A 24,880-nucleotide genomic window follows, 5' to 3' on the forward strand; every position below is an offset into this window, starting at 1 on the left:
AAATGAAAAAAATATTTATACTAGGAATGATAGTTTCCGGACTATTGTTTACTTCTTGTGAAACAGATTCTACAGATCATGTATCGCAAATAACGTATTACGCAAATATGTCCATGAATGGTGATGCGCTCGTTGTTTTAACGCAAGGCGAAACATATACAGAACAAGGGGCTGAAGCTGAATCTAGTGGAGAAAAATTAGATGTTAAAATTGATGGTACAGTTGATACAAGTAAACCAGCTGTATATAAAATTAAATACGCTGCAATAAATAGTGATGGATTTCCAGCTTATATAACACGTACCGTAATTGTTTTAAGTGATAAGCCAAGCACAATAGATTTGTCTGGTACCTTTGTGAGAAGCGGTAACAACAATATTGTCACAAAACTGGGTGATAGAAAGTACAAATGCGATAATGCTACGGGATTTGATGTTAATGATAATAAAATAACTTTAGAATTCTATAATATAGATGATAAACAAATTTATGCGCCATATCAGGAAAAAACTTCTACATCTGGTATTTCTGCAGAAAGCAACAACGGAATTATAACAGACCCGAACCATTGGCAATGGTCTATTATTGCTTCATCAACCTTTGGAACAGCAGATAGAAAATTTACACGATCAAATTAAAATTTTTAAAATGAAAAAAATAAAACAATTTACAACAAGCATAATTGCAACAGTACTTATACTTTCTTCATTTATGGCTTGTGACGAAGTTGGTGAAACTACTACGGGAGGAACATCAGCTAAAAATTTGGCAGGTGAATGGTTTATTGATGCGTCTGATGCATCTGGAAAAGTTTCAGAACACGAATTATTTTCTACTTATAATACGGCAGCCAACAATAATACTTTGTGGCTAGACGATCAGAATTCGTTTAAAAAATTCAAAATCAAAGTTACTTTTGAGAAAGAAGGTTCATTTTCGGCTTCATCTGCTTCAAATGAATATGGTTCTGTAACAGTAACTATTACAAATGGTAAAGTTGAAAAAGAAGCTGCTGTTTCCAAAGGAGGTCATAAAGTTGATAAGATTTCCTTTAAGGCAGAATTTAGTAATGAGCCAGGAGTACTTTATTCTTATGAAGGAAGTAGAAGAACTGGTTTTAGTGAAGATGAATAACAATGAGTTAAATTTTGAGATTGGGAAGCCTTAATTTTTATTAAATAAAAAAGCCGATAGTTGCAGAACTATCGGCTTTTTGCAACTAACTCAAATATTTTATTTTACAAACTTGTTGATGATTGCATCAGTTTCTGCTTTTGTAGCATTTGGTTTCAAATCAAACAAAAGAGAATAAAGAGCTTTTCTGTCCACTTTAGCTTCCAGGTTTAGGTCTTGGTGTCTGTCGAAAAGAGTTTGCCATTTGTCACGAACATTTTTCCAAAGGGCACTATTTTCCTTCCACCATTTTTGACCGGCAATACATTTAATGTCCGGAACTTTAGTATAAATATCCATCCCTTTTTCTTCTGCTAATAAAACATCTTTTCCGTTTTCATCTCTAATAAGTTTGGCGTTGTCTTGTTCGTGGTTCCAACCTGTAGCAGTGATTTCGTGAATGTTTCTTCTTTTTAATACATTATAGTCGTTACGCTTGGTTTGTTCTCTTCTTGGTAGAGGAGCATCAGCAACGTTTGACCAGTAATTTTCTCCATCAACATGTACCCAAGTTGAAGATCCTTCATATCTTGGACTATCGTCTACTTGAAATACTTTTTGAGTCCATTGACCTTTAACGGCTTTCTTGTCTAATTTTTTATATTTCCAAGAGGTGCCTTTGTCAAATGAATATAAGTCTGTGTTTTCATATAGCCAGTCTTGTCTCCAGTGTTTGATAATCATGTCGTCACTTACAATCAATAAGTGTTGCATTACAATTTTGTTTGGAGTGTCTTCAAGTAACTCTACCCATTCCAATGCCGATTCGTGTTTAGTTTCTGAAGGTTTATAAGTGAGAGAGTCCTTTGGGTATTGAAAAGTTTCAGTAAAATTGAATTTTACTTCATAACAACCACACATTGATTTAATCGATTTAATGTCCTGTTGCTTTTTATCCTGACTAAAGCCAAGACTGCATGCCAAAGCCATTACGGCTGAAAAATAAAGACTTTTTGAAATCATAACTTAAATTGTTTTGTTTTTAATTTTCGCAAATATATACATTTTATTTAGAACAAATAAAAATAGTTTATATATTTGCGCTATTATTAAGACTGAATAAAAATAATGAAAATAAAAATTACCCTTTTTGCGGCATTTCTTTTTTGCCAAATTTTGATGGCGCAGGAAAAAGATACTACAGCTGTAAATAAACTTTCTGAAGTTGTTGTTACAGGTCAGTTTGAGCCACAATCTATAAAGAAATCAGTTTTTAATGTTCGGGTTATATCAAGTCAGGATATTCAAAATTTAGCAGCAAGCAATCTTGCAGATGTATTAAATCAATATTTGAATATTACGGTTAGTCCAAGTGGAACAAGTGGTAGATCTACAGTTTCTTTATTTGGTTTAGATGCACAATATTTTAAAATTTTAGTTGACAATGTTCCGTTAATAAATGAAGCCGGTTTAGGTAATAATATAGATTTATCACAGATTAATCTTAACGATGTAGATCATATTGAAATTGTAGAGGGTTCAATGGGTGTTAGTTATGGAGCTAATGCAGTTAGTGGTGTTTTGAACATTATCACAAAAAAATCTTCAAAATATAAGTGGGGAATTACAGCATTCGTTCAGGAAGAAACGGTAAACAATGAATATTCTCTTTCTGATAAAGGACGTCATATTCAATCTTTAAGACTTACTCATACATTTAATAAGAATTGGTATGTGTCGGCAGGTATTAATCGTAATGATTTTCAGGGATATTTAGATGATAAAAATGGAATTGATTATGATGAAAATGATGGTACCCGTGGTTATAGATGGCTTCCAAAAGAACAGTTAAACGGGACATTTACGATAGCTTATCAAAAAAATAGTTTTCGTTTTTTCTATAAATTCGAGTTTTTAGATGAAAATGTAGATTATTATAATAGCACAGTGCAATCTGGCTATAATAATACTTTAGGATCATATAGATATAGTGAAGATAGCCGATATTTTACAAATCGGTATTTTCACAACCTAAATGCGACTGGTAAGCTTTTCTCACAATTAAATTATAATGTTTCACTTTCTCATCAAAAACAGCAACGTGATGTAGAAGATTTCAGGTACTATTTATTTACTAAAACTGAAGCGAATAATGTTACAGTAAAAGACCAGTCTATGGAAGTTCTTTATTCTACAGGAACATTAAATAACTTCTTTTCAGATAAAACAATTGATCTTCAATTAGGATATGAATTTGTAAATAATAGAGGATATTCATTAGTTCAGGAAGCAAATAATATTTTTACACCAGTTCTTAAAACGCTTGAAAATTATGATTTTTTTGCTGCCTCTGAGATTATGGCAACTGATAAATTTTCGATAAGACCAGGATTAAGATTTTCAGCTCAATCTCAATTTACCAATCAATATGCATCTTCATTAGGATTGAGATATTTATTTGATAAAGGAATTGAACTTCGAGGTTCGTATGGTAATTCTTTTAGGACACCAACTTTTGATGAACTATACTCAAAACAAATTTTTGATGGACACTTTTTTACAGGAAATGATAATCTAATTCCTGAAACAAGTACTTCATATGAAGCAAGTCTTAAAAAATTAACTTTATTTTCATCTGGATTGCAACTTTCAAACACATTTGCAGGAAGCTATTTAAATGTTGATGACAGAATTGGAATGGCATTAGTTCGATTTAATCCAGATACTGGAAATCCGGAATATCAATACATTAATATCAGTAAATATAAAATGTGGAATTTTTCAACAATGAATCAATTAAGAAAGGAAAATTTTACATTTAATTTTGGTGCTGCACTTATTGGAATTTCGCAGAAAATTGAAAATCTTGTATTTTCTTCAGATGATCGATTTCTTTATTCTTTCAATCTAAATGCAAGTTTTTCATATACACTTCCAAAATGGAAAACAATTGTTTCCGGTTACTACAAATACAATGGTAAAACACAGCAATTTATCGAAGGGACATCTTCTTATATTTTGTCTGAAGTTGCTCCAAGTAATTGGCTTGATGCTTCTATTCGTCAGAATTTCTTCAAAGATCACTTCGAAGTTACGGCTGGGGCAAGGAATATTCTTGATGTAACAAATGTAACCCAAACAGGAACTGCAAGTGCTGCAGGACATGCGGGTCCGGGCGAAGTTATGCTTGCCTATGGGCGTTCCTATTATTTAAAATTAGCATATAACCTTAATCTTTAATATAACATAAAACACAAATGAAAAAGTTATTATTTTTATCAATCGCATTATTATCATTAGCATCATGCTCAAATGATGATGATACTCCAGTTGAAATCCCAACAGTTGGAGCAACTTTACAACCTACAGTAGGAGGGGCTAATCAGCCAAACCAAGTATATCTTGATTTAAGTGCTGAAGAATCTAAATCAGTAAATAGAGCTACATGGGATTTTGGATTTTCTACAGGTTCAGAATTTAGAGTTGTTATAAATGGATCTCTTAAAATGGCTGTTAAACAATTGTCTACTTCAGATATTACTTTACCACAAGAAAGTGATGCAGATGTTGCTGTTGGTGCAGGTACGACTCTTGCCAGCAACGGATATGTTGATAATCCAACTGGCGTATTGGCTGGTGCAGGAGCAGGGATTGGAACTGCAATTGCTGAAGTTTCGGCTACAGATGCAGATAACAAAGTATATTTAGTAAATCTTGGATTTGCTGTTTCGACAACTAAACCAGCAGTGGGTTCAGTAAGTGTTGATGGAGACGCAAGAGGGTGGAAAAAGGTTAGGATTTTAAGAAGTGGAAATGGATATAAAATTCAATATGCAGATTTAGATTCTGTAACTTTTACAGAAAAAACAATTTCAAAAGAGACTGATTTTAATTTTACATTCTTCAGTTTAGCTTCGGGAAATACAGTTTCTGTTGAACCTCAAAAAACAAAATGGGATTTAAATTTCACCACTTTTACTAATTATTTAAATGCTGGTAGTGAAGTTACTTACGGATATTCAGATTTTATTACTTCTAATGCAAAAGGAGGAACACAAGTTTATCAGGTTTTAGTTGCTGATGGTGGAGCATATGCTGATTTTACAAAGGCAAAAGTGGTTGAAGCTAATTTTACAGCTTCTGTAACAGATCAAAGAATTATTGGCGCTAATTGGAGAAGTGGTGGTGGCCCAACTTCCTTACCAAGTATTAGAACTGATCGTTTTTATGTTGTTAAAGATGAGGCTGGAAATTACTATAAAGTTAAATTTCTTGCTATGACAAATGATGCAGGAGAGAGAGGTTACCCTACTTTAGAGTATGCTATATTGAATTAATATTTTTTTAATGCAAACTTTTATTAGTTTATTTTTTAAACCTTTTTTTAAATAAACAACATTCAAAAATCTAGTTAATCATTAGCTTTGTTTTTTTTATTTTTTTGAGAGAGGTCAGATTTATCTGACCTCTTTTTTTATTGTTAAAAAGAATAATAAATTAAGGTTTAATTCTATCTTTGCAGGTATTTTTTATAAGGAATTAACAAAAATTAAGATGAAATTTTTGTGAGTCTATTCTTCAAAATTTATAATTACTAAGTGAACACAAAATCATATTTTTTTCAGTCTTTTGCCATTGTTGCATTAGCATTTATCGCTTTTATAGGATTTAAACAAGTGTTGCCGAATAAGATATTTCCGGACAGCAAGATCGATTCTAAAAGTGTACTTATAGACAGCCTGCTTCTGGAGTCGGTTGCAAATGATTCTTTATCTGAAGAAAGCGATAGTATTGTCGAAATGGAGAAAAAGGAAGCTCAGGAGAAAATTGTTTTTGATGCAACAGAAGGAATTGAATTTCCAACAGAAACTTTTGAAAACTATAAAGGATACCAATACCTGATTTCTTTTTACGAGAAATTATATCAGTTAGAAAAAAATCCACAAGCCAAAGTGAGAATTGCTTATTACGGTGATTCGATGACCGATGGTGATTTAATTGTTCAGGATGTTCGAAATAATTATCAGGAACGTTTTGGCGGAAACGGAGTTGGTTTCGTTTCTATAACTTCAGAATCTGCTGCGTCCAGAGGCTCGGTAAAATCATCTTATTCTAAAAACTGGAAAACACAATCGTATCTCAATGTAAAACATCCAATAAATCCTTTTGGTGTAAACGGGCACGTTTTCTTTGCAAATGATAAAACAAATCCAACCTGGGTGCAATACGAAGCCGGACTTAACAAACATGTATCTGTATTGGATAATCCAACTTTGTTTTACGGAAAATCGCATCGAAAAGGAAATGTCAATTTTATTATAGGAAAAGATACATTGCGAAAAAATCTAGTTCCAAATAACTTAGTCAATACCCTAAAAGTAACCTCAGGAAGTATCAAAGCTTTTAAAGCCAATTTCGTTCAGGCAGATTCAATTCCTATTTATGGTTTTAATTTTGATAACGGAAGCGGAGTTCATGTAGATAACTTCTCGCAAAGAGGAAATTCCGGGCTGCCAATTTCTATGTTTGATGCCAATGTAATGCAGGCTTTTAACAACCATTTAAAGTATGATCTGGTTGTACTTCATTACGGAACAAATGTGTTAAATTACGGAACCAAAAATTATTCATGGTACGAAAAAGGAATGAAAAAAACCGTAAATAAAATCAAAGAATCTTTTCCGGGAGTTTCTATATTAATTGTTTCAACCGCTGATAAATCAACCAAATATGATTTGGAAATGAAAACAGATTCGGCCGTTGTTCCTTTAATGAAAGCACAAAAAAGATATTCACTTGAAACTGAGTCGGGATTTGTAAATTTATACACGCTAATGGGCGGAGACGGATCGATGGTGAAATGGGTTGATGAAGCTCCGGCAAAAGCCAATAAAGATTACACGCATTTTAATCAACGTGGTGCAAAAGCAATTGGTAATTTATTGTATGATCAGCTAAACAAAGGATACGAACAATATAAAGCGCTGCGCGAAAAACGCGATGTTGCCGCTAAACCCAGAACAGTCAGAAGAGCAAAAGCAGATTCTGTCTCTGTTAAAAAAGATAGTGTAAATGAATAAACTTATTATCCTCTTTTGTTGTCTTTTTTTCTCGATAAATAATCAGGCGCAAAAGTCAGTCTCACTTTTAATAACTAAAAATATGATTAGTAAAATCGATAGCGCAACGATTGAATCTTACATGGGTAATCACATTTATAATGCAGAAGTATTAGAAAGTGTTTTTAAAAGATTAAAAGAAAACGAAGGCGATAATAAACAAAAAATAAATATTGTACATATTGGCGACTCTCACATTCAGGGAGATTTAATGACCAATAAAATTAGAAAAATTTTGCAACAGCAATTCGGAAATGCTGGTCGTGGTTTTGTTTTTCCGTATCAATTGGCAAAAACAAATGGGTCTTATAACGAAAGATTTTATTCGAACAGAACCTGGGAAAGTTATCGGAATATTTATCCGGTAAAAAACAGGCCCATCGGTTTAAGCGGAATTGGATTGTGGAGAGATAATGGAGGTTTTGCAGTACAATTGAGTATAAAAGATGCGGCTTACAAATTTAATTCTATCCATATTATTACGCCTCAAAACCAGAATATGTTTGATTTGGCAATATCATCTCAAACCAATATTATTCAGTCGACAGAGCGAAAAGTAATTACACATAAAATTAAAAAAGGAGAAGCAATTTCGGTAATTGCAGATAAATACAATATTTCAGTAGCCGAAATAAAAAGAGCAAATAATCTAAAATCAAATAATATCCGTGCCGGAAGAACTTTAAAAATTCCAACAAACGAAACAAAACCGAAAGAGATTAAAAATTCAGAATTTGTACCGTTAACTCTCGTAAATGATACTTTTTCTCATTATTATAAATCAGAGAAGGCATTAGACAAAATTTACCTGATTCCAAATAAAGATGCATCAGAATTTGAGCTTAACGGACTTGTTTTAGAGAATGATGCTCCGGGAATAACCTATAGCGGAATTGGCGTAAACGGAGCTAAATTCTCTGATTACAATAAATATCCTTTGTTTTTTGAGCAGTTAAAATCTTTGCATCCAGATTTGTTGATTTTCTCTCTCGGAACAAATGAAAGTTACGACAACATGGAAGCCTCAGCTTATATTCGACAATTGCGCGAATTTATAAGTAATCTGAAAGATCAAAAAATTGATGTTCCGATAATTGTCATGACACCTCCGCCATCACTGCACCGAGGAAGAAAACCAAATGTGTACGTTAAAGATTATGCAGAACGAATTAATAGTTCTGCAGAAAAAGATGATTTTGCAGTTTGGGATTTGTACGATGAATTTGGTGGAATAACAGGAGTTCGAAAATTAAGAGCAGAAGGATTGATAGGTCCCGATTTTGTTCATTATTCTAAAAAAGGATACGAAAAACAAGCAAAATTGTTTGCCGAAGCGTTTTTAAAAGCATACGATAATTTTAAATCAAAAAAGTAAGTTGATAACAAGTAATAGCATAAATAATTGGTTTGTTCAGAATTTTGGAGAAATTACATTAGAGCAGGTCAAAAGTTGGTTCATATATAATCCAGACGAAAAACTATTATTCAATACAGGATTGTTTCTTGGATTGTTTTTAGTTTTCTATTTTGTATACGCCTTTTTACGTAAAACATTTTATTTACGATTAACCTACGTTATTCTGTTCTCGCTTTTCTTTTACTATAAGTCAAGCGGAATTTACTTTTTACTTTTATTGCTTTCTTCGGTCGTAGATTATGGCTTGAGTCAGATTATTTACAGAGAAACAAAAGACAGCACAAAGAAAATATATCTGGTTATAAGTGTGATCCTGAACTTAGGATTGCTTGGTTATTTCAAATATATGAATTTCATGATTGTTACGTACAATGACATGTTCAACGGTCATTTTGCTTTGCATAATATTTTTCTTCCTGTCGGAATTTCGTTTTATACTTTTCAGTCGATGAGTTATATTATCGAGATTTATCGTGAAGAAATCAAGCCAACAAAAAACTACATCGAATATTTATTTTTCGTTTCGTTTTTTCCGCAATTAGTGGCCGGACCAATTGTTAGGGCAAAAGATTTTTTACCACAGATTTACCAAAAACTAAACCTTACCAAACAAGATGTAAACAACGCTTTATTTCTTATTATTGGCGGATTGATTAAGAAAACGGTAATTTCAAATTACATCTCAATAAACTTCGTAGACCGAGTTTTTGATACGCCAATGAATTATACCGCATTCGAAAATTTAATGGCATCATACGGATATGCCATCCAGATTTACTGTGACTTTTCAGGGTACTCTGATATGGCAATCGGAATTGCTTTGTTATTAGGATTTAAATTACCAGCCAACTTTAGAACGCCTTATAAATCAGTATCGATTACAGATTTCTGGAGAAGATGGCACATTTCATTATCAACCTGGCTTAAGGATTTCTTGTATATTTCTATTGGAGGAAACAGAGAAGGCACATTTGCAGGATATTTATTCCCGAGTTTATTTTTCTTTGGATTATTGCTTTGGGGAATTTCAAATGTAAACGAAAGCTTTATTCCGTTAGCAATAGCAATTGGATCAATTGGAGCTTTTTGTCTGACATTTTTACTTTCGAAGAAAAAAATCAAACGCTTGTAACCAATTTCAATTTATTCACCACAATGCTTCTAGGCGGGTTGTGGCACGGAGCCGGAGCACAATTTATTATCTGGGGAGCATTACACGGATTAGCATTAGCAGTTCATAAAATATTTATGGAACTATTCCCTTCCAAAAAAGAAGGTTCTAATTTCTTATGGAAATTCTTTTCAATCGTAATAACATTTCATTTTGTAGTTTTCTGTTGGATCTTTTTCCGTGCCAGAGATTTTGAAACAGCTTTGCAGGTAATCAATAATATTGGTCAGTTAACATTCGAACCAGAACAATGGAAAGTGATAGCTTTAGGATACAAAAATGTATTTTTATTAATGCTGTTTGGTTACGTTTGGCATTTTTTACCGGAAATTATTACCGACAAAATGAAATGGGCTTTCGACAATACACCATTAGTAGCAAAAGCAATAATTCTGGGATTCGTTTATTGGATAGTTTATGCGACAGCCGTTGCAGGCTCACAGCCATTTATTTATTTCCAATTCTAATGATATTGCCACGAAGGCACAAAGGCGCAAGGATTTATTTCTTTGCGCTTTTTTGCACGCAGATTTCGCAGATTTTTTCATACTTCATCTAAAAAATAATCTGCCTAATCTGCTAAATCTGCGTGAAACCAATGAACTTTACGAGCAAAAAAACTTCGCGCCTTAGTGTCTTAGTGGCAAAAATGCCCTTAAATAAAAATTGCCTAAAATATCTAATTAGATTATCTTTGCACTTCAAATAAAGAAAATAGTATGTTTGATAATTTAAGTGATAAGTTAGATAAAGCCTTCCATATATTAAAAGGACACGGTAAAATTACAGAAGTAAACGTTGCCGATACCTTAAAAGAAGTTCGTCGTGCCTTATTAGACGCCGATGTTAACTTTAAAATTGCCAAAGATTTTACAACCAAAGTAAAAGAAAAAGCAATTGGTCAGGACGTATTAACAACACTTCAGCCAGGACAATTATTGGTGAAGCTGGTAAAAGATGAGTTGACCGAATTAATGGGTGGTGATGTTGCAGGAATTAATCTTTCTGGAACTCCTTCAGTTATTTTAATGTCAGGATTGCAAGGTTCTGGTAAAACAACTTTCTCAGGAAAATTAGCTAATTTTCTAAAAACAAAGAAAAATAAAAAACCACTTCTTGTAGCATGTGATATCTACCGTCCTGCGGCGATCAACCAGTTGCATGTTGTGGGAGACCAAATAGGTGTTGAGGTTTACTCAGAACCGGAAAATAAAAATCCTGTTGAAATTGCTCAAAACGCAATTAAACATGCCAAAGCAAACGGTTTTAACGTTGTTATTGTCGATACAGCCGGTCGTTTGGCAGTAGATCAGGAAATGATGGATGAAATTGCACGTGTTCACAAAGCAATTCAGCCACAGGAAACATTGTTTGTTGTTGATGCAATGACAGGACAAGATGCTGTAAATACAGCAAAAGCCTTCAACGATATCCTGAATTTTGATGGAGTTATCTTAACCAAATTAGATGGTGATACTCGTGGTGGAGCAGCAATTTCGATTAAATCTGTTGTAAACAAACCAATCAAATTTGTAGGTACAGGCGAGAAGATGGAAGCAATTGATGTTTTCTATCCAGATCGTATGGCCGAGCGTATCTTAGGTATGGGAGACGTTGTGTCTCTTGTAGAAAGAGCGCAGGAACAATTTGACGAAGAAGAAGCGAGAAAACTTCAAAAGAAAATCGCTAAAAACGAATTCGGTTTTGATGACTTCTTAACACAGATTCAGCAAGTAAAGAAAATGGGTAATATGAAAGACCTGGTAGGAATGATACCTGGAGCTTCAAAAGCCATGAAAGATGTAGAAATAGAAGATGACGCATTTAAACATATTGAAGCTATCATTCACTCGATGACGCCAATCGAAAGGAGTAAACCTGCCATAATCGACGTAAAAAGAAAAGCCAGAATCGCAAAAGGTTCCGGAACCAAAGTCGAGCAAGTAAATCAGTTAATGAAGCAGTTTGACCAAATGAGCAAGATGATGAAGATGATGCAAGGTCCGGGCGGAAAAAACCTGATGAAAATGATGGGAGGCATGAAAGGAATGCCAGGCGGAATGCCGAGATAATAAAATTAAAAGTTTCAAGTTTCAGGTTTCAGTTTATGAGACAGAAATTTGAAACTTTTTTCGATAAAATAGTTTCGCCCCAACTTGAAACCTGAAACTTGAAACAAAAATTAAACCTGAAACAAAACACAATGCAACTACTAGACGGTAAAAAAACATCTGAAGACATTAAAAACGAAATTGCAGCCGAAGTTCAATTAATAAAAGCAGCCGGAGGAAAAGTACCTCATTTAGCAGCCGTTATAGTTGGTACAAATGGAGCAAGTTTAACTTACGTAGGAAGTAAAGTAAAATCTTGCCAGCAAATTGGCTTCGATTCAACTTTAGTCGCTTTACCAGAAGATATTACCGAAGCAGATTTATTAGCTAAAATTGCAGCACTAAACGAAGATGATAATCTGGACGGATATATCGTTCAGTTACCATTGCCAAAACATATCGACGAACAAAAGATTTTACTGGCAATCGATCCGGATAAAGATGTAGATGGTTTTCATCCAACAAATTTTGGAAGAATGGCTTTGGAAATGGAAAGTTTCATTCCGGCAACTCCATTCGGAATCATGCAATTATTAGAGCGCTACAAAGTAGAAACAGCCGGAAAACATACCGTAGTGATTGGAAGAAGTCACATCGTAGGCCGACCAATGAGTATCTTAATGAGCCGCAAAGGAAATCCTGGAGATTCAACCGTTACACTAACACACAGCCGTACTAAAAACTTAGCAGAATTCACTAAAAATGCAGATATCATTATTACAGCTTTGGGAGTTCCTGAATTTTTAAAAGGCGATATGGTAAAAGACGGAGTTGTAATTGTAGATGTTGGAATTACCCGTGTTGAAGATACTTCAAACGCAAAAGGTTATGTAATAAAAGGCGACGTTGATTTTGACGAAGTTAGCAAAAAAGCGTCATTCATTACACCAGTTCCAGGCGGAGTAGGACCAATGACAATTGCTATGTTGCTTCAAAACACACTTTTAGCAAGAAAAATGAGAAGCGCAAGAAAATAATTCTCTTTCTAATATATACAAAGCCTGTTCTATTGAACAGGCTTTTTTGTATTACACAACTAAAAATTTTCCAAAACATAGATACATAAAATCTAAGTTCTAAAACAATTTTAAGCCTCAAAGCTTTGCGAACTTAAAACGTGCAAGGAATTAAAAACAAAGGACTTATGTTCTTTTTCGGTTGAAAAGTTGGAATTTGGAATTTTTAAATTTGGAATTTAAGTATCCTTTTAATATTTAATTAATACTTTAAAGTTTTGGTTCTTAAAAATAAAGGATACTTTTGCCACACTTAAAAAACACTTCTCCAAATGGACGATTATTATTCGTTAGTATTAAATTAAAAACAGCTTTTTGAAAATTTCAAAATGCTGCGATAAAACCCTGTATTTTGAAATGAAAGCCTTTTACACAAACAACAACGGATTAATCGAAATCTCAAAATGGACTCCAAACTGCTGGATAAACATCGAATCTCCATCAGATACAGAAAAAAAATATTTACTCGAAGAACTTCAAATTCCCGAAGCATTTTACAACGATATTGAAGATATCGACGAAAGACCCCGTATCGAAATCGAAGATGGCTGGACGCTTATCATCATGCGCGTTCCTATAAAAAGTGACGATGTAAAACTACCTTTTCAAACTATTCCGCTTGGTGTCATTTTTAAAGATGATATCTGCGTAACCATTACATTTTACAAAACAGAAATCATACATGATTTTATGTTGTATTCACGACGAAAAAACATTCAGGTTAAGGATAATTCCGACTGGGTTTTGAGATTGCTTCTCTCTTCAAGTGTTTGGTATTTAAAATACCTAAAGCAAATTAATCAAAAGATAAAATTGGCCGAAGACAATTTAGAAAAGTCAATCAAAAATGAAGAATTACAAGCATTGCTTCAAATCGAAAAATGTTTGGTTTTCTTTATTACCTCATTAAAAGCCAATGATGTTTTGTTTCATCGTATAAAAAACTTAAAAGCATATAAAGCAAACTACGATTTAGATTTGCTCGAAGATGTCGAAATCGAATTAAGCCAGGCGCAGGACACGGCCAATATTTACAGCAATATCTTAACCGGAATGATGGATGCGTATGCTTCGGTAATTTCAAATAATATGAATAATATCATGAAACAAATGACATCCATTTCGATCATTTTAATGATTCCTACCCTAATCGCAAGTTTGTACGGAATGAACGTGCCAAACGGTTTAGAAGAAAGCAAATACGGTATTTGGATTCTTCTTTTTGTTTCAGTTATTCTGTCTTCTTTCGGTGTGTTTTTATTCAAACGCAGAAGATGGTTCTGATAAATTAAAATTTCTAATTCATATACAAAAGCCTATTCAATCGAGTAGGTTTTTTCGTTTTTATGCATTGGGCGTGACCGTATTTGCAAAAGGCGCTCCAATCTTGCCGCATATGTGCGCCTTTTGCAAATACGGTCGGGCTATCCGCGCTACTTCGGTAGCCAGCTCCTATCCCTCACGCGGCTCTCCGGTAATAACAAATCTCGTTCCTGTATAGTTTTCAAAACCTTTTATTCATAATATCATTCTCAAATTATTTATAATCTCAAATCCCAGAGGGATGCAATATTTATAGAATTTTTCAGTGTAAAGAATAACAAACCCCAGCGGGGTGACATCTTTAAGTTAAATGCGGTGAATAATATATCGTTACGACGGAACTCTCTTGTCTGGCGAACATATTTACTATAAATATTACGCTCCTTTGGAGCTTATTATTTATAATATTTGAATTAAAAACTAAATACATCTTTAAAAAATCACTTTTTTTATTTGTCAATCCAAAATAAATAATAACTTTGTAACTCAAAGTACTTTAATCATGAATCAGAAGCATCAAGAAGATTTATCACATATTCGTTCCATGATGGAGCGTTCTTCCAGATTTATATCATTAAGCGGACTCTCAGGTGTTTTTGCCGGGCTTTCTGCTTTAATTGGCGGATTATATGTTTATCAACTGTTTAAAATAAACGGGATAAATTATCTTGATGGAGAACATATTTTATTGGACGGCAACTTAGTTTCTGAATTAATTTCAAGCGGATTAATCATTTTGATATTTGCTTTTATTTTCGGAATCTTTTTACCATCAGAAAAAGTAAAAAGTACAATTTACCAATCTGGACAACCGCAACAAAAAAGATGCTTTTCAATTTGGCGATTCCTTTAGCGGTTGGCGGTATTTTTTGCCTAGCACTGATCTATCATAAAATTTTTATTCTGGTAGCGCCAACAACTTTAATTTTTTACGGATTAGCCTTGATAAATGCCGAAAAATATACATTTTCAGATGTTAAATATTTAGGCTTTAGCCAGCTTATTTTAGGATGCATTTCTTTGTTTTTCATTGGATATGGTTTAATTTTTTGGATCATAGGTTTTGGAATTTTGCATATCTTGTACGGACTAATCATGTTCAAAAAATACAAATAATCCAATGGGAATCATTGATAAACTAAATAAAGATTTTGAAAGCCGCGTCAGATTGGGAATTATGTCCATTCTGATGGTCAATGATTGGATTGATTTTACCGAAATGAAAACCCTTTTGGATATAACAGATGGTAATTTGGCAAGTCATTCTTCGGCATTAGAAAAATCAGAATATATTGAAGTAAAGAAAGAATTCGTAGGCAAAAAGCCTAAAACATCATATAGAGTGACCAATAGAGGGCGCGCGGCCTTTAATGAACACTTGTCGAGTCTTGAAAAATTAATGAAATCTAACAAGTAAAATTTTTTTATCTAAACGCTTTGAAATACAAAGTACTTTTAAAATTTAAATTATGAAAAAACATCATTTTATTTTAGCATGCAGTATTATTTTTACACTGCTTTTTTACAAAGAGTCAATAGGAGTAAACCTCGCTATTTTTGGACTGGTTTTAACAGGCTTGATTTGTTATTTCTTTCAGGATCGATTCACAGACCGCTCACACTTAGTTTTAGTGCTTACATCTGTTCTATCGTGTTTTGCTTTTGCCTGGTACGGCGATTTTGTGTCATTCCTTGCTATGTTCATGTCAATTGTTTTTTTACAGTTTAAAACGCATGACGTACAGCTTAAAATAATGCAGGTATTTCCGCTTGTATTTGTAAACGGAGTTACTTCGTTAGGGCGTGTTTTTATGTTTAGCCAATGGCTTCCGGAAAAGAAAATACATAATAATTTTGCCAAAAAACTAATAGCCTATTTTATCATTCCGGTTGTTTTTGTAGCGCTATTTTTTACGGTCTATTCTTTTGGAAGCGATCATTTTTCTTCTCTGTTTACAGATTATCAATTAGATCTTGATATTTGGCAGTTGCTCGTGATTACTGTTTTAGGATTTTATATTTCGTTTACTTTTTGGAATTACTGGATTCCGGAAGTTTGTTACGATCTCAATCCAAAATTAAACAATGAGTTTTCTAACGATGAGAAAGCAGTAAACGAAAACACATTCTCATTTCTGGATTTAAATTTCGAGAGAAAAAGCGGCGAAATCACTTTATTACTTTTAAACGTAATGCTTTTAATTTTTATCGTAACGTATAATTACGAACAATTTTTTGAAGTAATCGAAACCTCAAAATTAAGCGCAGATACACATGAAAGAGTAAATGCAATCATTTTTTCTATCATTATGGCTGTTGGAGTAATTCTGTTTTATTTTAAGGGCGGATTCAATTTTGATGAAAAAGCAACAAATCTAAAACGCCTGTCTAAAATCTGGATTGTATTAAACGGAGCTTTGATTTTGAGTACAGCCGTAAAAAACTCAGAATACGTTTCATTCTTCGGATTGACTTATAAACGATTGGGCGTTTATGCATTTTTAATACTGGCTATTATTGGTTTAGTTTACGCCTTTTTAAAAATTACCAAACAAAAAACAAACGCCTATCTTTTCAATCAAATGGTTTGGTATTTTTATGGAACGGTACTTTTGTGCAGCTTTTTTAATTGGGGAGGTCTGATTACAAATTATAACATCGCTGTAAACAAGGGAGTCGAACCAAAATTTTTAAGCGAATTAAATTTTAATGACGAAACCCGTAGAGAATATTTCTTACTTCATAATGTGAAAGAACAATACAATGAAAATGAAAGAGAAAATAAAATTAAGAGATATCAAAATGAAAAAGTTTTATCGAAGATATTGTATTACGAATTTTTAAACGAGAAAAAATAAGTTTACCAAATCCCATTCAAATTTTGAATGGGATTTTTTTTGATAGTTATAATTGTAAGTCAAGTTTTATAAAGGTTTGCGGTTAATAATTGTTAATTAATACAGTTATTACAAAGGCTTAAAACTTATTAAGAAAATGTTTACTATATTTGGTTTCCAAAAACTTTAAATTTTTATATGTTTTTAATTGAATAAAGTGAGATGTTTCTTAAAAATATAATTAATCAATAAATAAATCTAACCCTAAAAACAAAACCCATGACAAAAACTACTCTTACAGGACCAGGACCAGAAGGCAAAATTTATCCACCAGGTAAATGCATGAAACCTGAAAGCCAAAGTAGAATAACAAAAAAAACACCTATAAGTTTTCCAGAGAATAAATCACCTATTCCTTTTGCTCCAATTGTTCAGGCTACATTAAAGGAGGATGGAACGTTTCAGGTTAGGGCAGTTTTTTTGGTTGCTCGTAAACCAAAAGGACAAAAAGAAGTTGAGGACGATAAAGAAGGCGAATTAGATTTTGATATTTATCAAAATTGGTATGTAGATCTACATGGAAAGCGCCAACTGCAGTTTTTTATAGCTTATGATATACTGGATGACCCAGAAAAAGAGTTTGATGTTTATGAAGCAAGTTTTAAAGCTGAACCATACCCTTATGGAAAAGATACATTTGCAGAAATAGAAACAATTCAAACTTTTCTGTGGGATATAGATCCTGAAACTTCGAGAGGAACAGAAACCATAGTGCAACGAACTTAAAGGGATTATAAAAAAAATAAAAAAGAAACAATGATTAAAGGTGTTTTTTTTATTGCTTTGTTTTTTATAATCAATCCTTGGTTTATTTTTTCACAGGAAAAGCTTGAAGGCAATTTGTTTCAATCTGAAATTAAAAAGACAGTTTTAAAATATAATGAACAAATTAATTTTGATAAAGCTCAATATTTCTTTTTTGAAAAAAATTGGGATTCAACATTAGTTTACTCGATGAAGCAGCTTAGCAGTAAAAGTGCTGCCGAATTAAGAAATTATTGTCATTACTTTAGAGCAATAAGCTTTAGGGAGAAAAAATTTTTAATGAAGCAAAAAAAGAATTTAATTTAATTTCTTCTAATTTCATATTTCATTATAAAGTTAATTTTTCACTGGGCGAAATTGCATTGGAACAAAATGAATTTGAAATAGCGTTATCACATTTCAGTGCTATTGAAAAACTTAATGAAGATTTGTATGACTTTAGAAAAAGCGGAGTTTTACACAATATAGGTTTATGTTACCTGCATCTTCAGAAATTTGATAATGCAGAGAAATATTTGTTTAAAGGTGTTAAATTGCAAGAAGCAGAAAAAGATAGTATAATGCTTGTTGGTTCCTATATAGACATCGCAAATTTATATTATACCCAATTTAAAGATGATCAGGCAATTCCATATTTTGAAAAAGCATATCATTTGTCTAAAAAAGTAAAATCATTCGATTTAAAAAGAGCAGCAGCTAAAAATATGGCAGCAGTTGAAGAAAACAGAAAAAACTTCGCTGCTGCTTTAATTTATAGAAAAGAATACGAAACATGGAAAGATTCCCTAAACGATCAAAATAAAGTTTGGGCAATTGCAGATTTAGAAAAGAAATTTGCCGTAAAAGAAAAACAAAAAGAGGTAGACGTTCTTGCGGCCGAAAATAAAGTAAAAGTAGCCGAAAGAAATGGGTTTCTCATTTCTTCGGTTTTGCTTTTAATTTTGTTTGGAACCGGAGTTTATTTTTACAGACAAAAAATTAGAAACAATAGAATCATTCTGGCTCAGAAAAATGAGTTAGATGAATTGAATGCAACAAAAGATAAACTATTTTCTATTGTAAGCCACGATTTGCGCTCATCAGTAAATGCGCTTAAAACAAGTAACGGCAAATTGATGGAGAATCTGGAAAATAAAAATTTTACGGAACTCGATGTTTTGCTGCATAATAATAGTACAATTGCAAATGGAGCTTATAATTTGCTGGATAACTTGCTTAATTGGGCTTTATTGCAAACCCAACAGGCCTATTTTTATCAGGAATCATTGCATTTGTCTACAATTGTACAGCATGTAGAATACAATTATAAACCATTGATGTTAAACGCAAACATCAATTTTAAAAGCGATGTTTCTAAGTCAGATTATGTTTTTGCAGATATGGATTCGCTTAAAATAATTATTCGAAACATGTTAGACAATGCCATTAAATTCTCAAAAGAAAACGGTACAATTTCAATTTACACAAGAGCTTCTTCTGAAGAATTTTGTTATTTAGTGATCGAAGATACCGGATTGGGAATGAATGAAACAACGCGACAAGAATTATTAAAAGAAACAGTTTTGCTTTCGAAAAAGAAAAATGACGACATAATAGGTACGGGATTAGGAATGCAGTTATGTAAAAGCCTGATTCGTAAAAATGGAGGAAAACTCGAAATAGAAAGTGAAGAAAATGTTGGAACTAAAATGATTATAATATTGCCTAAGTTTAAAAATCATGGATAATATTAATGTCCTTATCATCGAAGATACTGTTGCAGAAAGTGATGCGCTTGTAAAAGTACTTACCGAAAATAATTATAACATTGTGGGAATTGCACGGACTTATCAGGATGCGCTCACCATGTTTTACCAAAACACAATAGACATCGTTGTTATTGATGTTTTTCTGGATGGAAAACCAGACGGAATTACTTTTGCAGAAACTATAAATATTGTTCCAAACGGTGTAAAGCCTTTTGTTTTTTTAACGAGTTCAAAAGACCGTCAAATTTTTGAAAGAGCAAAATTGACAAGACCTTTCAGTTTTTTAATGAAACCGTTTAATGAACTTGAGATTTTGTATGCATTGGAAATGGCTGTCGAAAAATTTTACGAGCAAACCAATGTTTTTCACAGTGAAGATCAGAATACCGTAATAAGTAATGATACACTTTTTATCAAAAAGAATAAATCTTTAAAGAAAGTCAAAATCGAAGATATTGTTTACATCGAGGTCGAAGATCGCTATTGTAACATTATTACTGATGTTGAAAAATTTGTAATTCTAATTTCATTGACTAAAATCATCCATCTTTTAGATCCGGCTAAATTTTGCCAAACACATCGTAATTATATCGTGAACATAAGTAAAATAGAAGAAATAATAGTGAATGATAATTTGGTTATCTTAAAAGGAAATCACAAAGTTACCCTAAGTGATAAATACAAAGATTTCGTGAAAAACTTCAGAATCTTAAAGTAATATAATGTTTAAATTGCTGATTTACAATGAAAAAACCTTCGCAGATGCGAAGGTTTTTTTTGCTCCCATACCTCGGTTTTTGTTTTTTATGACATTGATTATCAATCTTGTAACATATTTTCGATGTCAGATAAAGTTCTGCAATACTTTTACTACAGAAATTAAATAAAGCTAGCGTATTTGATTTTTATTACTAGTAATCAATTAATTACAAATTAATCATTTGTAAAAGTGGAGTTCTGTAACCACCTAAAAAACGAGGAGTATCTGAAAAGCCAAAAGAGTAGGAACAAACAAATCAATAAATTAAAATTTAATATCATGGCAACATTTAAAGTGAATATCCCGGCAGGCCCAATTTGGAGCCAACAAGACGCAAACGAAAAAGCTCCTTTAGTAGCAGCTGCACACCAAGGAAAATGGACAGGACAATGGAATACTGTTGTAGACAGTCAAATGAGTGTAGTTGAATTAGAACTAAACGTTAAAAACGGAGGTAAAAACGAATACAAAACCAACGTTTTGGCTGGTCCGTTATGGAGTAATGATGAAGCTCAAAAAGTAGGATCTGTAATTGCCGCATCATATGGTGCTGAATTTACAGGACAATGGTCTACAATTGTAGAAGGGCAAATGAGTGTAATTGAGATTAAATATACATTCTAATCTCAATTACACTCATTTTGAGTAAATAAAACTAGAAATGCTCCTATTGTATTTCTAGTTTTTTTGTTTAACCAAAAATAATTTAAAAATTTATAAAAATGGCCTGGATAAAAAAACCAAATGTGGCAATGTTTAAAGGTGCCAATTGGAATACTTTAATCAAAAGAGTTCCAAATTGCTCGCCTGAACAAGCCAAACGTATCGCTTTGAAAAATCCTGATATTAGCTTCTTTTTCTTTTGTAGAGAATATATGGTTCTTGAAACTTTAGGAGATAAGGGGATTTTCAACCCCGGAGATGCCGTATTCTTTAGTGGTGAACCTTGGTACGGTAGCGCACCTCAATGTGATTCATACGAAAAAACAGGAATGTCTGTTGCATATGTAAGTATAGATAAATTGCAAACACCGGGTTGCTACACTATGGCAGATGGTAGTGCAGCAGTTGATGTTGTTTGTCTTTTTTCGGCAAATATTAATAAAAAACCTTTTCCGCAAGGACAGGTAGAATTGGCTCCAAAAACACAAGTTCCTGCCGGATATCCATATATAGTAGGAACTTCAGATTATGCGGCACTTACAGCTGCAGATATTCAAAAATTGCAAAATAAAGGAATTACAGTATTACTTTCTGTATTAAATAATCATGATGGAACAGGTTGGTCTGAGTTTCCAGATGAAGCAACAGCAATCAATTTTGCCCAGCAATTAAAAGAAGTGGTAGACAGAATAGGTTTAGACGGAATAGATATTGATGATGAGTATAGCGATAATCCGGAACCAAATCCGTCTTCGTTAGTGACGGTTACTACAAAAATGCAGGAAATTATGCCCGATAAAATTATTTCAAAAGCTTTATGGGATGATTTAGCCTATTTTACGCCAAAATATCAAAACAGAACACTGGCAGATAACCTGACTTATGGCTGGGAAATGGGTTATGGTGGAAAACCAAAAGATCGTCTTCCTGTTTATACCACTTTTGGCATGGCAAAAAATACGCTTGTTTGCGGATTTTGGTCAGGACAGCCTTCACACACATCATCTCCATCACAAGATGTTTTCTGGTTAAAAGAAAATGGCTATGAAGGTGTTATGGTGTATGCCTTTCAGCAGCAGTCTAATATCGATTTATTAGGAGATCTTGTAAATGACTGGAACGGAGCAGGAAACTGGAACAAAACACCAAATTGCCCGTAATTTACTTGCCGGTAATCAAAAACAAAACCCCGAATTATTCGGGGTTTTATATGAAATTCTAAAACTAATAATCTCCTTTTTTCTTAAATCGGGGATCGTGTTTTGAAATAAATTCTGTTCTTCGTCTTGGGGCTTCTTCTTTTGGTAAACTCGCTTCCTCAGTTTTGCTCGAAGGTTCAATTAAACGATTTAATTCTTTAATTTCTGCATCGGTTAAATCGCGATAGCGGCCAACCGGAATATCTAATGAAATATTAATAATTCTGATACGTTTTAAAGCCGTTACATCATAACCCAAATATTCACACATTCTACGAATCTGACGGTTTAATCCCTGCGTCAGGATAATTTTAAAGGTGTATTTACTAATCTGCTCTACCTTACATTTTCGTGTAACAGTATCCAGAATCGGAACACCATTTCCCATTCGCTCAATAAAACGATCAGTAATAGGTTTGTTTACCGTAACCGTATATTCTTTTTCGTGATTATTTCTGGCGCGCAAAATCTTGTTTACAATATCACCATCATTCGTCATAAAAATTAATCCTTCACTGGCTTTATCCAATCTTCCAATCGGAAAAATACGTTTAGGATAATTAATATAGTCCACAATATTATTTCGAACTTCTAAATTGGTCGTGCATTCAATTCCGGTGGGTTTGTTAAATGCCAGATAAACCATTTTTTCATGTTTCTCGACAATCAACTTTCCATCAATACGTACTTCATCATCTGGCGAAACTTTGGTTCCCATTTCCGGCACAACGCCATTTATTGTTACACGTCCTTCTTCAATTAATTTATCGGCTTCACGACGGGAACAATAACCTGTTTCACCAATAAATTTATTAAGACGTTTTAAATTCTCTTCCATCTTGCAAAAGTAAGGAAAAATTCAATTTTAGACTTTAGAATTTAGATTTTAGATTGTTGGACTTCTTAGAATTTACACATTTCTCAGAATTAAGATTAGTTTTTTAATCAAAGAGAATAAACCTTAGCACCTTAGTATCTCAGAACCTTAAAAAAACCTTTGCCCCCTTTGAGCCTCTGCAGCTTTGAACCTTTCTCAAGAATGAAACTCAGAGCTATCCTGAGGTGTTTCTTTTCTGTCAAACATTCCGTAATCACGAACAACATGTGCGATTCTCAAATGGTAATCTTTAAAAATTTCATTTCTTCCTTTTGCTTGGGCATAACGATGCATTTCAAGATTTCTCCATTGTTGAATACTCTCTTCATCTCTCCAAAATGATAAAGACAAAACTTTTTCGGGATCGGTAAAACTTTGAAAACGCTCGATCGAAATAAATCCATCAATATGACTTAATTCAGGTTTTAAATTGGCAGCGATGTCAAGATATTCCTCTTTTTTTCCTTCATTGGGAACTACTTCAAAAATTACAGCTATCATATTTTGTTTTTTAGTTATTTATTGTAATCCAGATATTTTTTGGCAATCGGGCATTGATTAAAGGTTCATATTCAATCTTATTTTCTAATACTGCAATCGTTTTGTACTCATTTACTAAATAAGATAAAGCTTCTGTAGCCAAATTGATAGAAAAATATTTAGCCAGGCACATATGTCCGCCAATTCCAAAAGTCAGGTTTTCATGATTATTAGTTCTTTCAATATTAAAATCCATTGCATTTTCAAATTTCTGAGAATCACGATTTGCCGAAGCCAGAACAATCAATAGCGGGTCATTTTTTTTAATTTGGCTTTCGCCGATATAAAAATCTCCAATCGAAATTCTTCTTGTATTATGAATTGGCGGGTCAAATCGCAAAGTTTCGATAACAGCTTTTTCTATTTCTGTTTTATTTAAAGAGTATTTGTTGTTAATAATTTGCAATAAAGAATTACTCAGGATTCCACGTCCTGCCTCATAACTTTGAATGCATAAACCAATGAAATTACTAATCACAATTGGAACACTTTCTGCATTAGAAACACTATATTTCTCTGAAATTTTAATTAACAAAGACTTGTAAAATGGCAATAAAGAAAGATGCTTTTCTATAATTGAGTATAATTTTCCCGCATTTTCATTAATTAATTTTACTTGTTCATCTGTCTTTTTTGGGAGCATTATTTTGCTGAACGAATCTATTTTTTCAGAAATAAAATCACAATCTTTTTCTCCAAAATCAAAACTTTTTAAAACACTAAGAATGGGCAATTTTTTGCAAATAGAATTTACCCAATCGATTTTGTTATTGATTAAATCCTTTTGAATTAATTGAGAAATAATTTGATCAATCGCAATAGATTTCAGGTTTGAAAATACCAGCATAGCAATTTCACGGGTAATTTCATGTTGAATACCGTTTGATAAACGAGTTAGATTGTTCAGGATATCTAAAGCAGACTCATTTAGGTTTTGTTCATTATTCGGATTTACAATCGGAATTTCAACTTGAGAATTCTTTAAAATCTCAACACAATATTCGTAAGAGTAAATTGCCCAGATTTGATTGGTTTCATCCCAATAAACCGGATTTTTATCCAACATTAATTTATAAATAGAATAAGGATCTTTAACCTCTGACTGAAAGAATAAACTGGATGACATATTTGATTTGTTTTTAGCAAAGTTATTTAACTTTA

20 protein-coding genes and 2 pseudogenes are annotated in these 24,880 nt (G+C 32.8%); 18 read left to right on the forward strand and 4 right to left on the reverse strand.

Annotated elements, in window-relative coordinates; translation table 11 throughout:
- The first annotated feature begins 2 nt into the window (after positions 1-2).
- Both ACZZZT_RS07145 and ACZZZT_RS07150 read left to right on the forward strand, forming a co-directional pair.
- Positions 3-638: a DUF5011 domain-containing protein gene (locus ACZZZT_RS07145; RefSeq protein WP_463459896.1), complete on the forward strand. Its 636-nt coding sequence runs from the start codon at positions 3-5 to the stop codon at positions 636-638.
- Between the two features lie 10 nt (positions 639-648).
- A complete protein-coding gene (locus ACZZZT_RS07150; protein WP_124020477.1) occupies positions 649-1,134 on the forward strand; it encodes a lipid-binding protein in 486 nt (161 codons plus the stop codon).
- Between the two features lie 99 nt (positions 1,135-1,233).
- On the opposite strand, the gene ACZZZT_RS07155 is transcribed toward ACZZZT_RS07150, so the two are convergent.
- Positions 1,234-2,136, reverse strand: coding sequence for a DUF6607 family protein (locus tag ACZZZT_RS07155; RefSeq protein WP_463459897.1), 903 nt, complete (start codon positions 2,134-2,136; stop codon positions 1,234-1,236).
- 105 nt (positions 2,137-2,241) lie between these two features.
- Between ACZZZT_RS07155 and ACZZZT_RS07160 the strand changes: the two genes are divergently transcribed.
- From ACZZZT_RS07160 to ACZZZT_RS07235, 16 genes and pseudogenes are all read left to right on the forward strand, one after another.
- Entirely contained in the window at positions 2,242-4,353 is a 2,112-nt protein-coding gene (locus tag ACZZZT_RS07160; RefSeq protein WP_463459898.1) for a TonB-dependent receptor plug domain-containing protein, read from the forward strand.
- A 17-nt stretch (positions 4,354-4,370) separates the two neighbouring features.
- The gene (locus ACZZZT_RS07165) at positions 4,371-5,450 is read left to right on the forward strand and encodes an HmuY family protein (protein ID WP_463459899.1); all 1,080 of its coding nucleotides are present in this window, start codon (positions 4,371-4,373) and stop codon (positions 5,448-5,450) included.
- Positions 5,451-5,711: 261 nt separating this feature from the next.
- The gene (locus ACZZZT_RS07170) at positions 5,712-7,193 is read left to right on the forward strand and encodes an SGNH/GDSL hydrolase family protein (RefSeq protein WP_463459900.1); all 1,482 of its coding nucleotides are present in this window, start codon (positions 5,712-5,714) and stop codon (positions 7,191-7,193) included.
- A gap of 82 nt (positions 7,194-7,275) precedes the next feature.
- A complete protein-coding gene (locus tag ACZZZT_RS07175; protein WP_463459901.1) occupies positions 7,276-8,607 on the forward strand; it encodes a GDSL-type esterase/lipase family protein in 1,332 nt (443 codons plus the stop codon).
- A gap of 1 nt (position 8,608) precedes the next feature.
- Positions 8,609-10,287, forward strand: a pseudogene (locus ACZZZT_RS07180) (MBOAT family O-acyltransferase).
- 252 nt (positions 10,288-10,539) lie between these two features.
- Positions 10,540-11,892, forward strand: a complete 1,353-nt coding sequence (gene ffh / locus ACZZZT_RS07185) for a signal recognition particle protein (protein WP_042565987.1) — start codon at positions 10,540-10,542, stop codon at positions 11,890-11,892.
- Between the two features lie 131 nt (positions 11,893-12,023).
- The gene (locus ACZZZT_RS07190) at positions 12,024-12,908 is read left to right on the forward strand and encodes a bifunctional 5,10-methylenetetrahydrofolate dehydrogenase/5,10-methenyltetrahydrofolate cyclohydrolase (RefSeq protein ID WP_463459902.1); all 885 of its coding nucleotides are present in this window, start codon (positions 12,024-12,026) and stop codon (positions 12,906-12,908) included.
- Positions 12,909-13,304: 396 nt separating this feature from the next.
- Positions 13,305-14,231: a magnesium transporter CorA family protein gene (locus ACZZZT_RS07195; RefSeq protein ID WP_042565989.1), complete on the forward strand. Its 927-nt coding sequence runs from the start codon at positions 13,305-13,307 to the stop codon at positions 14,229-14,231.
- Between the two features lie 541 nt (positions 14,232-14,772).
- Positions 14,773-15,386: pseudogene (locus ACZZZT_RS07200) on the forward strand (hypothetical protein).
- Between the two features lie 4 nt (positions 15,387-15,390).
- Positions 15,391-15,687, forward strand: coding sequence for a winged helix-turn-helix domain-containing protein (locus ACZZZT_RS07205; protein ID WP_042565991.1), 297 nt, complete (start codon positions 15,391-15,393; stop codon positions 15,685-15,687).
- Between the two features lie 52 nt (positions 15,688-15,739).
- Complete coding sequence (locus ACZZZT_RS07210) at positions 15,740-17,128, forward strand: DUF4153 domain-containing protein (RefSeq protein WP_463459903.1); 1,389 nt, start codon at positions 15,740-15,742, stop codon at positions 17,126-17,128.
- A gap of 258 nt (positions 17,129-17,386) precedes the next feature.
- Positions 17,387-17,893, forward strand: a complete 507-nt coding sequence (locus ACZZZT_RS07215) for a hypothetical protein (protein WP_463459904.1) — start codon at positions 17,387-17,389, stop codon at positions 17,891-17,893.
- A 401-nt stretch (positions 17,894-18,294) separates the two neighbouring features.
- A complete protein-coding gene (locus tag ACZZZT_RS07220) occupies positions 18,295-19,659 on the forward strand; it encodes an ATP-binding protein (RefSeq protein WP_463459905.1) in 1,365 nt (454 codons plus the stop codon).
- Positions 19,652-20,398 carry a LytR/AlgR family response regulator transcription factor gene (locus ACZZZT_RS07225; protein ID WP_302093449.1) on the forward strand — a complete coding sequence of 249 codons (747 nt, stop codon included), beginning with the start codon at positions 19,652-19,654 and terminating at the stop codon, positions 20,396-20,398. The genes ACZZZT_RS07220 and ACZZZT_RS07225 overlap by 8 nt, the downstream gene beginning before the upstream one ends.
- Before the next feature lie 321 nt (positions 20,399-20,719).
- Positions 20,720-21,064, forward strand: a complete 345-nt coding sequence (locus ACZZZT_RS07230; protein WP_042565995.1) for a mannan-binding lectin — start codon at positions 20,720-20,722, stop codon at positions 21,062-21,064.
- A gap of 98 nt (positions 21,065-21,162) precedes the next feature.
- Positions 21,163-22,263 carry a glycosyl hydrolase family 18 protein gene (locus tag ACZZZT_RS07235; protein ID WP_463459906.1) on the forward strand — a complete coding sequence of 367 codons (1,101 nt, stop codon included), beginning with the start codon at positions 21,163-21,165 and terminating at the stop codon, positions 22,261-22,263.
- A gap of 64 nt (positions 22,264-22,327) precedes the next feature.
- Here the strand turns inward: ACZZZT_RS07235 and rluF are convergent, their stop codons facing one another.
- The 3 genes from rluF to ACZZZT_RS07250 all read right to left on the reverse strand — a co-directional run bounded on the left by rluF (position 22,328) and on the right by ACZZZT_RS07250 (position 24,845).
- Positions 22,328-23,140, reverse strand: a complete 813-nt coding sequence (rluF, locus tag ACZZZT_RS07240) for a 23S rRNA pseudouridine(2604) synthase RluF (RefSeq protein WP_073396112.1) — start codon at positions 23,138-23,140, stop codon at positions 22,328-22,330.
- 195 nt (positions 23,141-23,335) lie between these two features.
- Positions 23,336-23,680 (reverse strand): antibiotic biosynthesis monooxygenase family protein, encoded by a 345-nt coding sequence (locus ACZZZT_RS07245; protein ID WP_463459907.1) that lies wholly within the window; start codon positions 23,678-23,680, stop codon positions 23,336-23,338.
- Positions 23,681-23,690: 10 nt separating this feature from the next.
- Positions 23,691-24,845 (reverse strand): cytochrome P450, encoded by a 1,155-nt coding sequence (locus ACZZZT_RS07250; protein ID WP_463459908.1) that lies wholly within the window; start codon positions 24,843-24,845, stop codon positions 23,691-23,693.
- Between the last annotated feature and the right edge of the window lie 35 nt (positions 24,846-24,880).

The organism is Flavobacterium sp. AC274 (assembly GCF_979258275.1).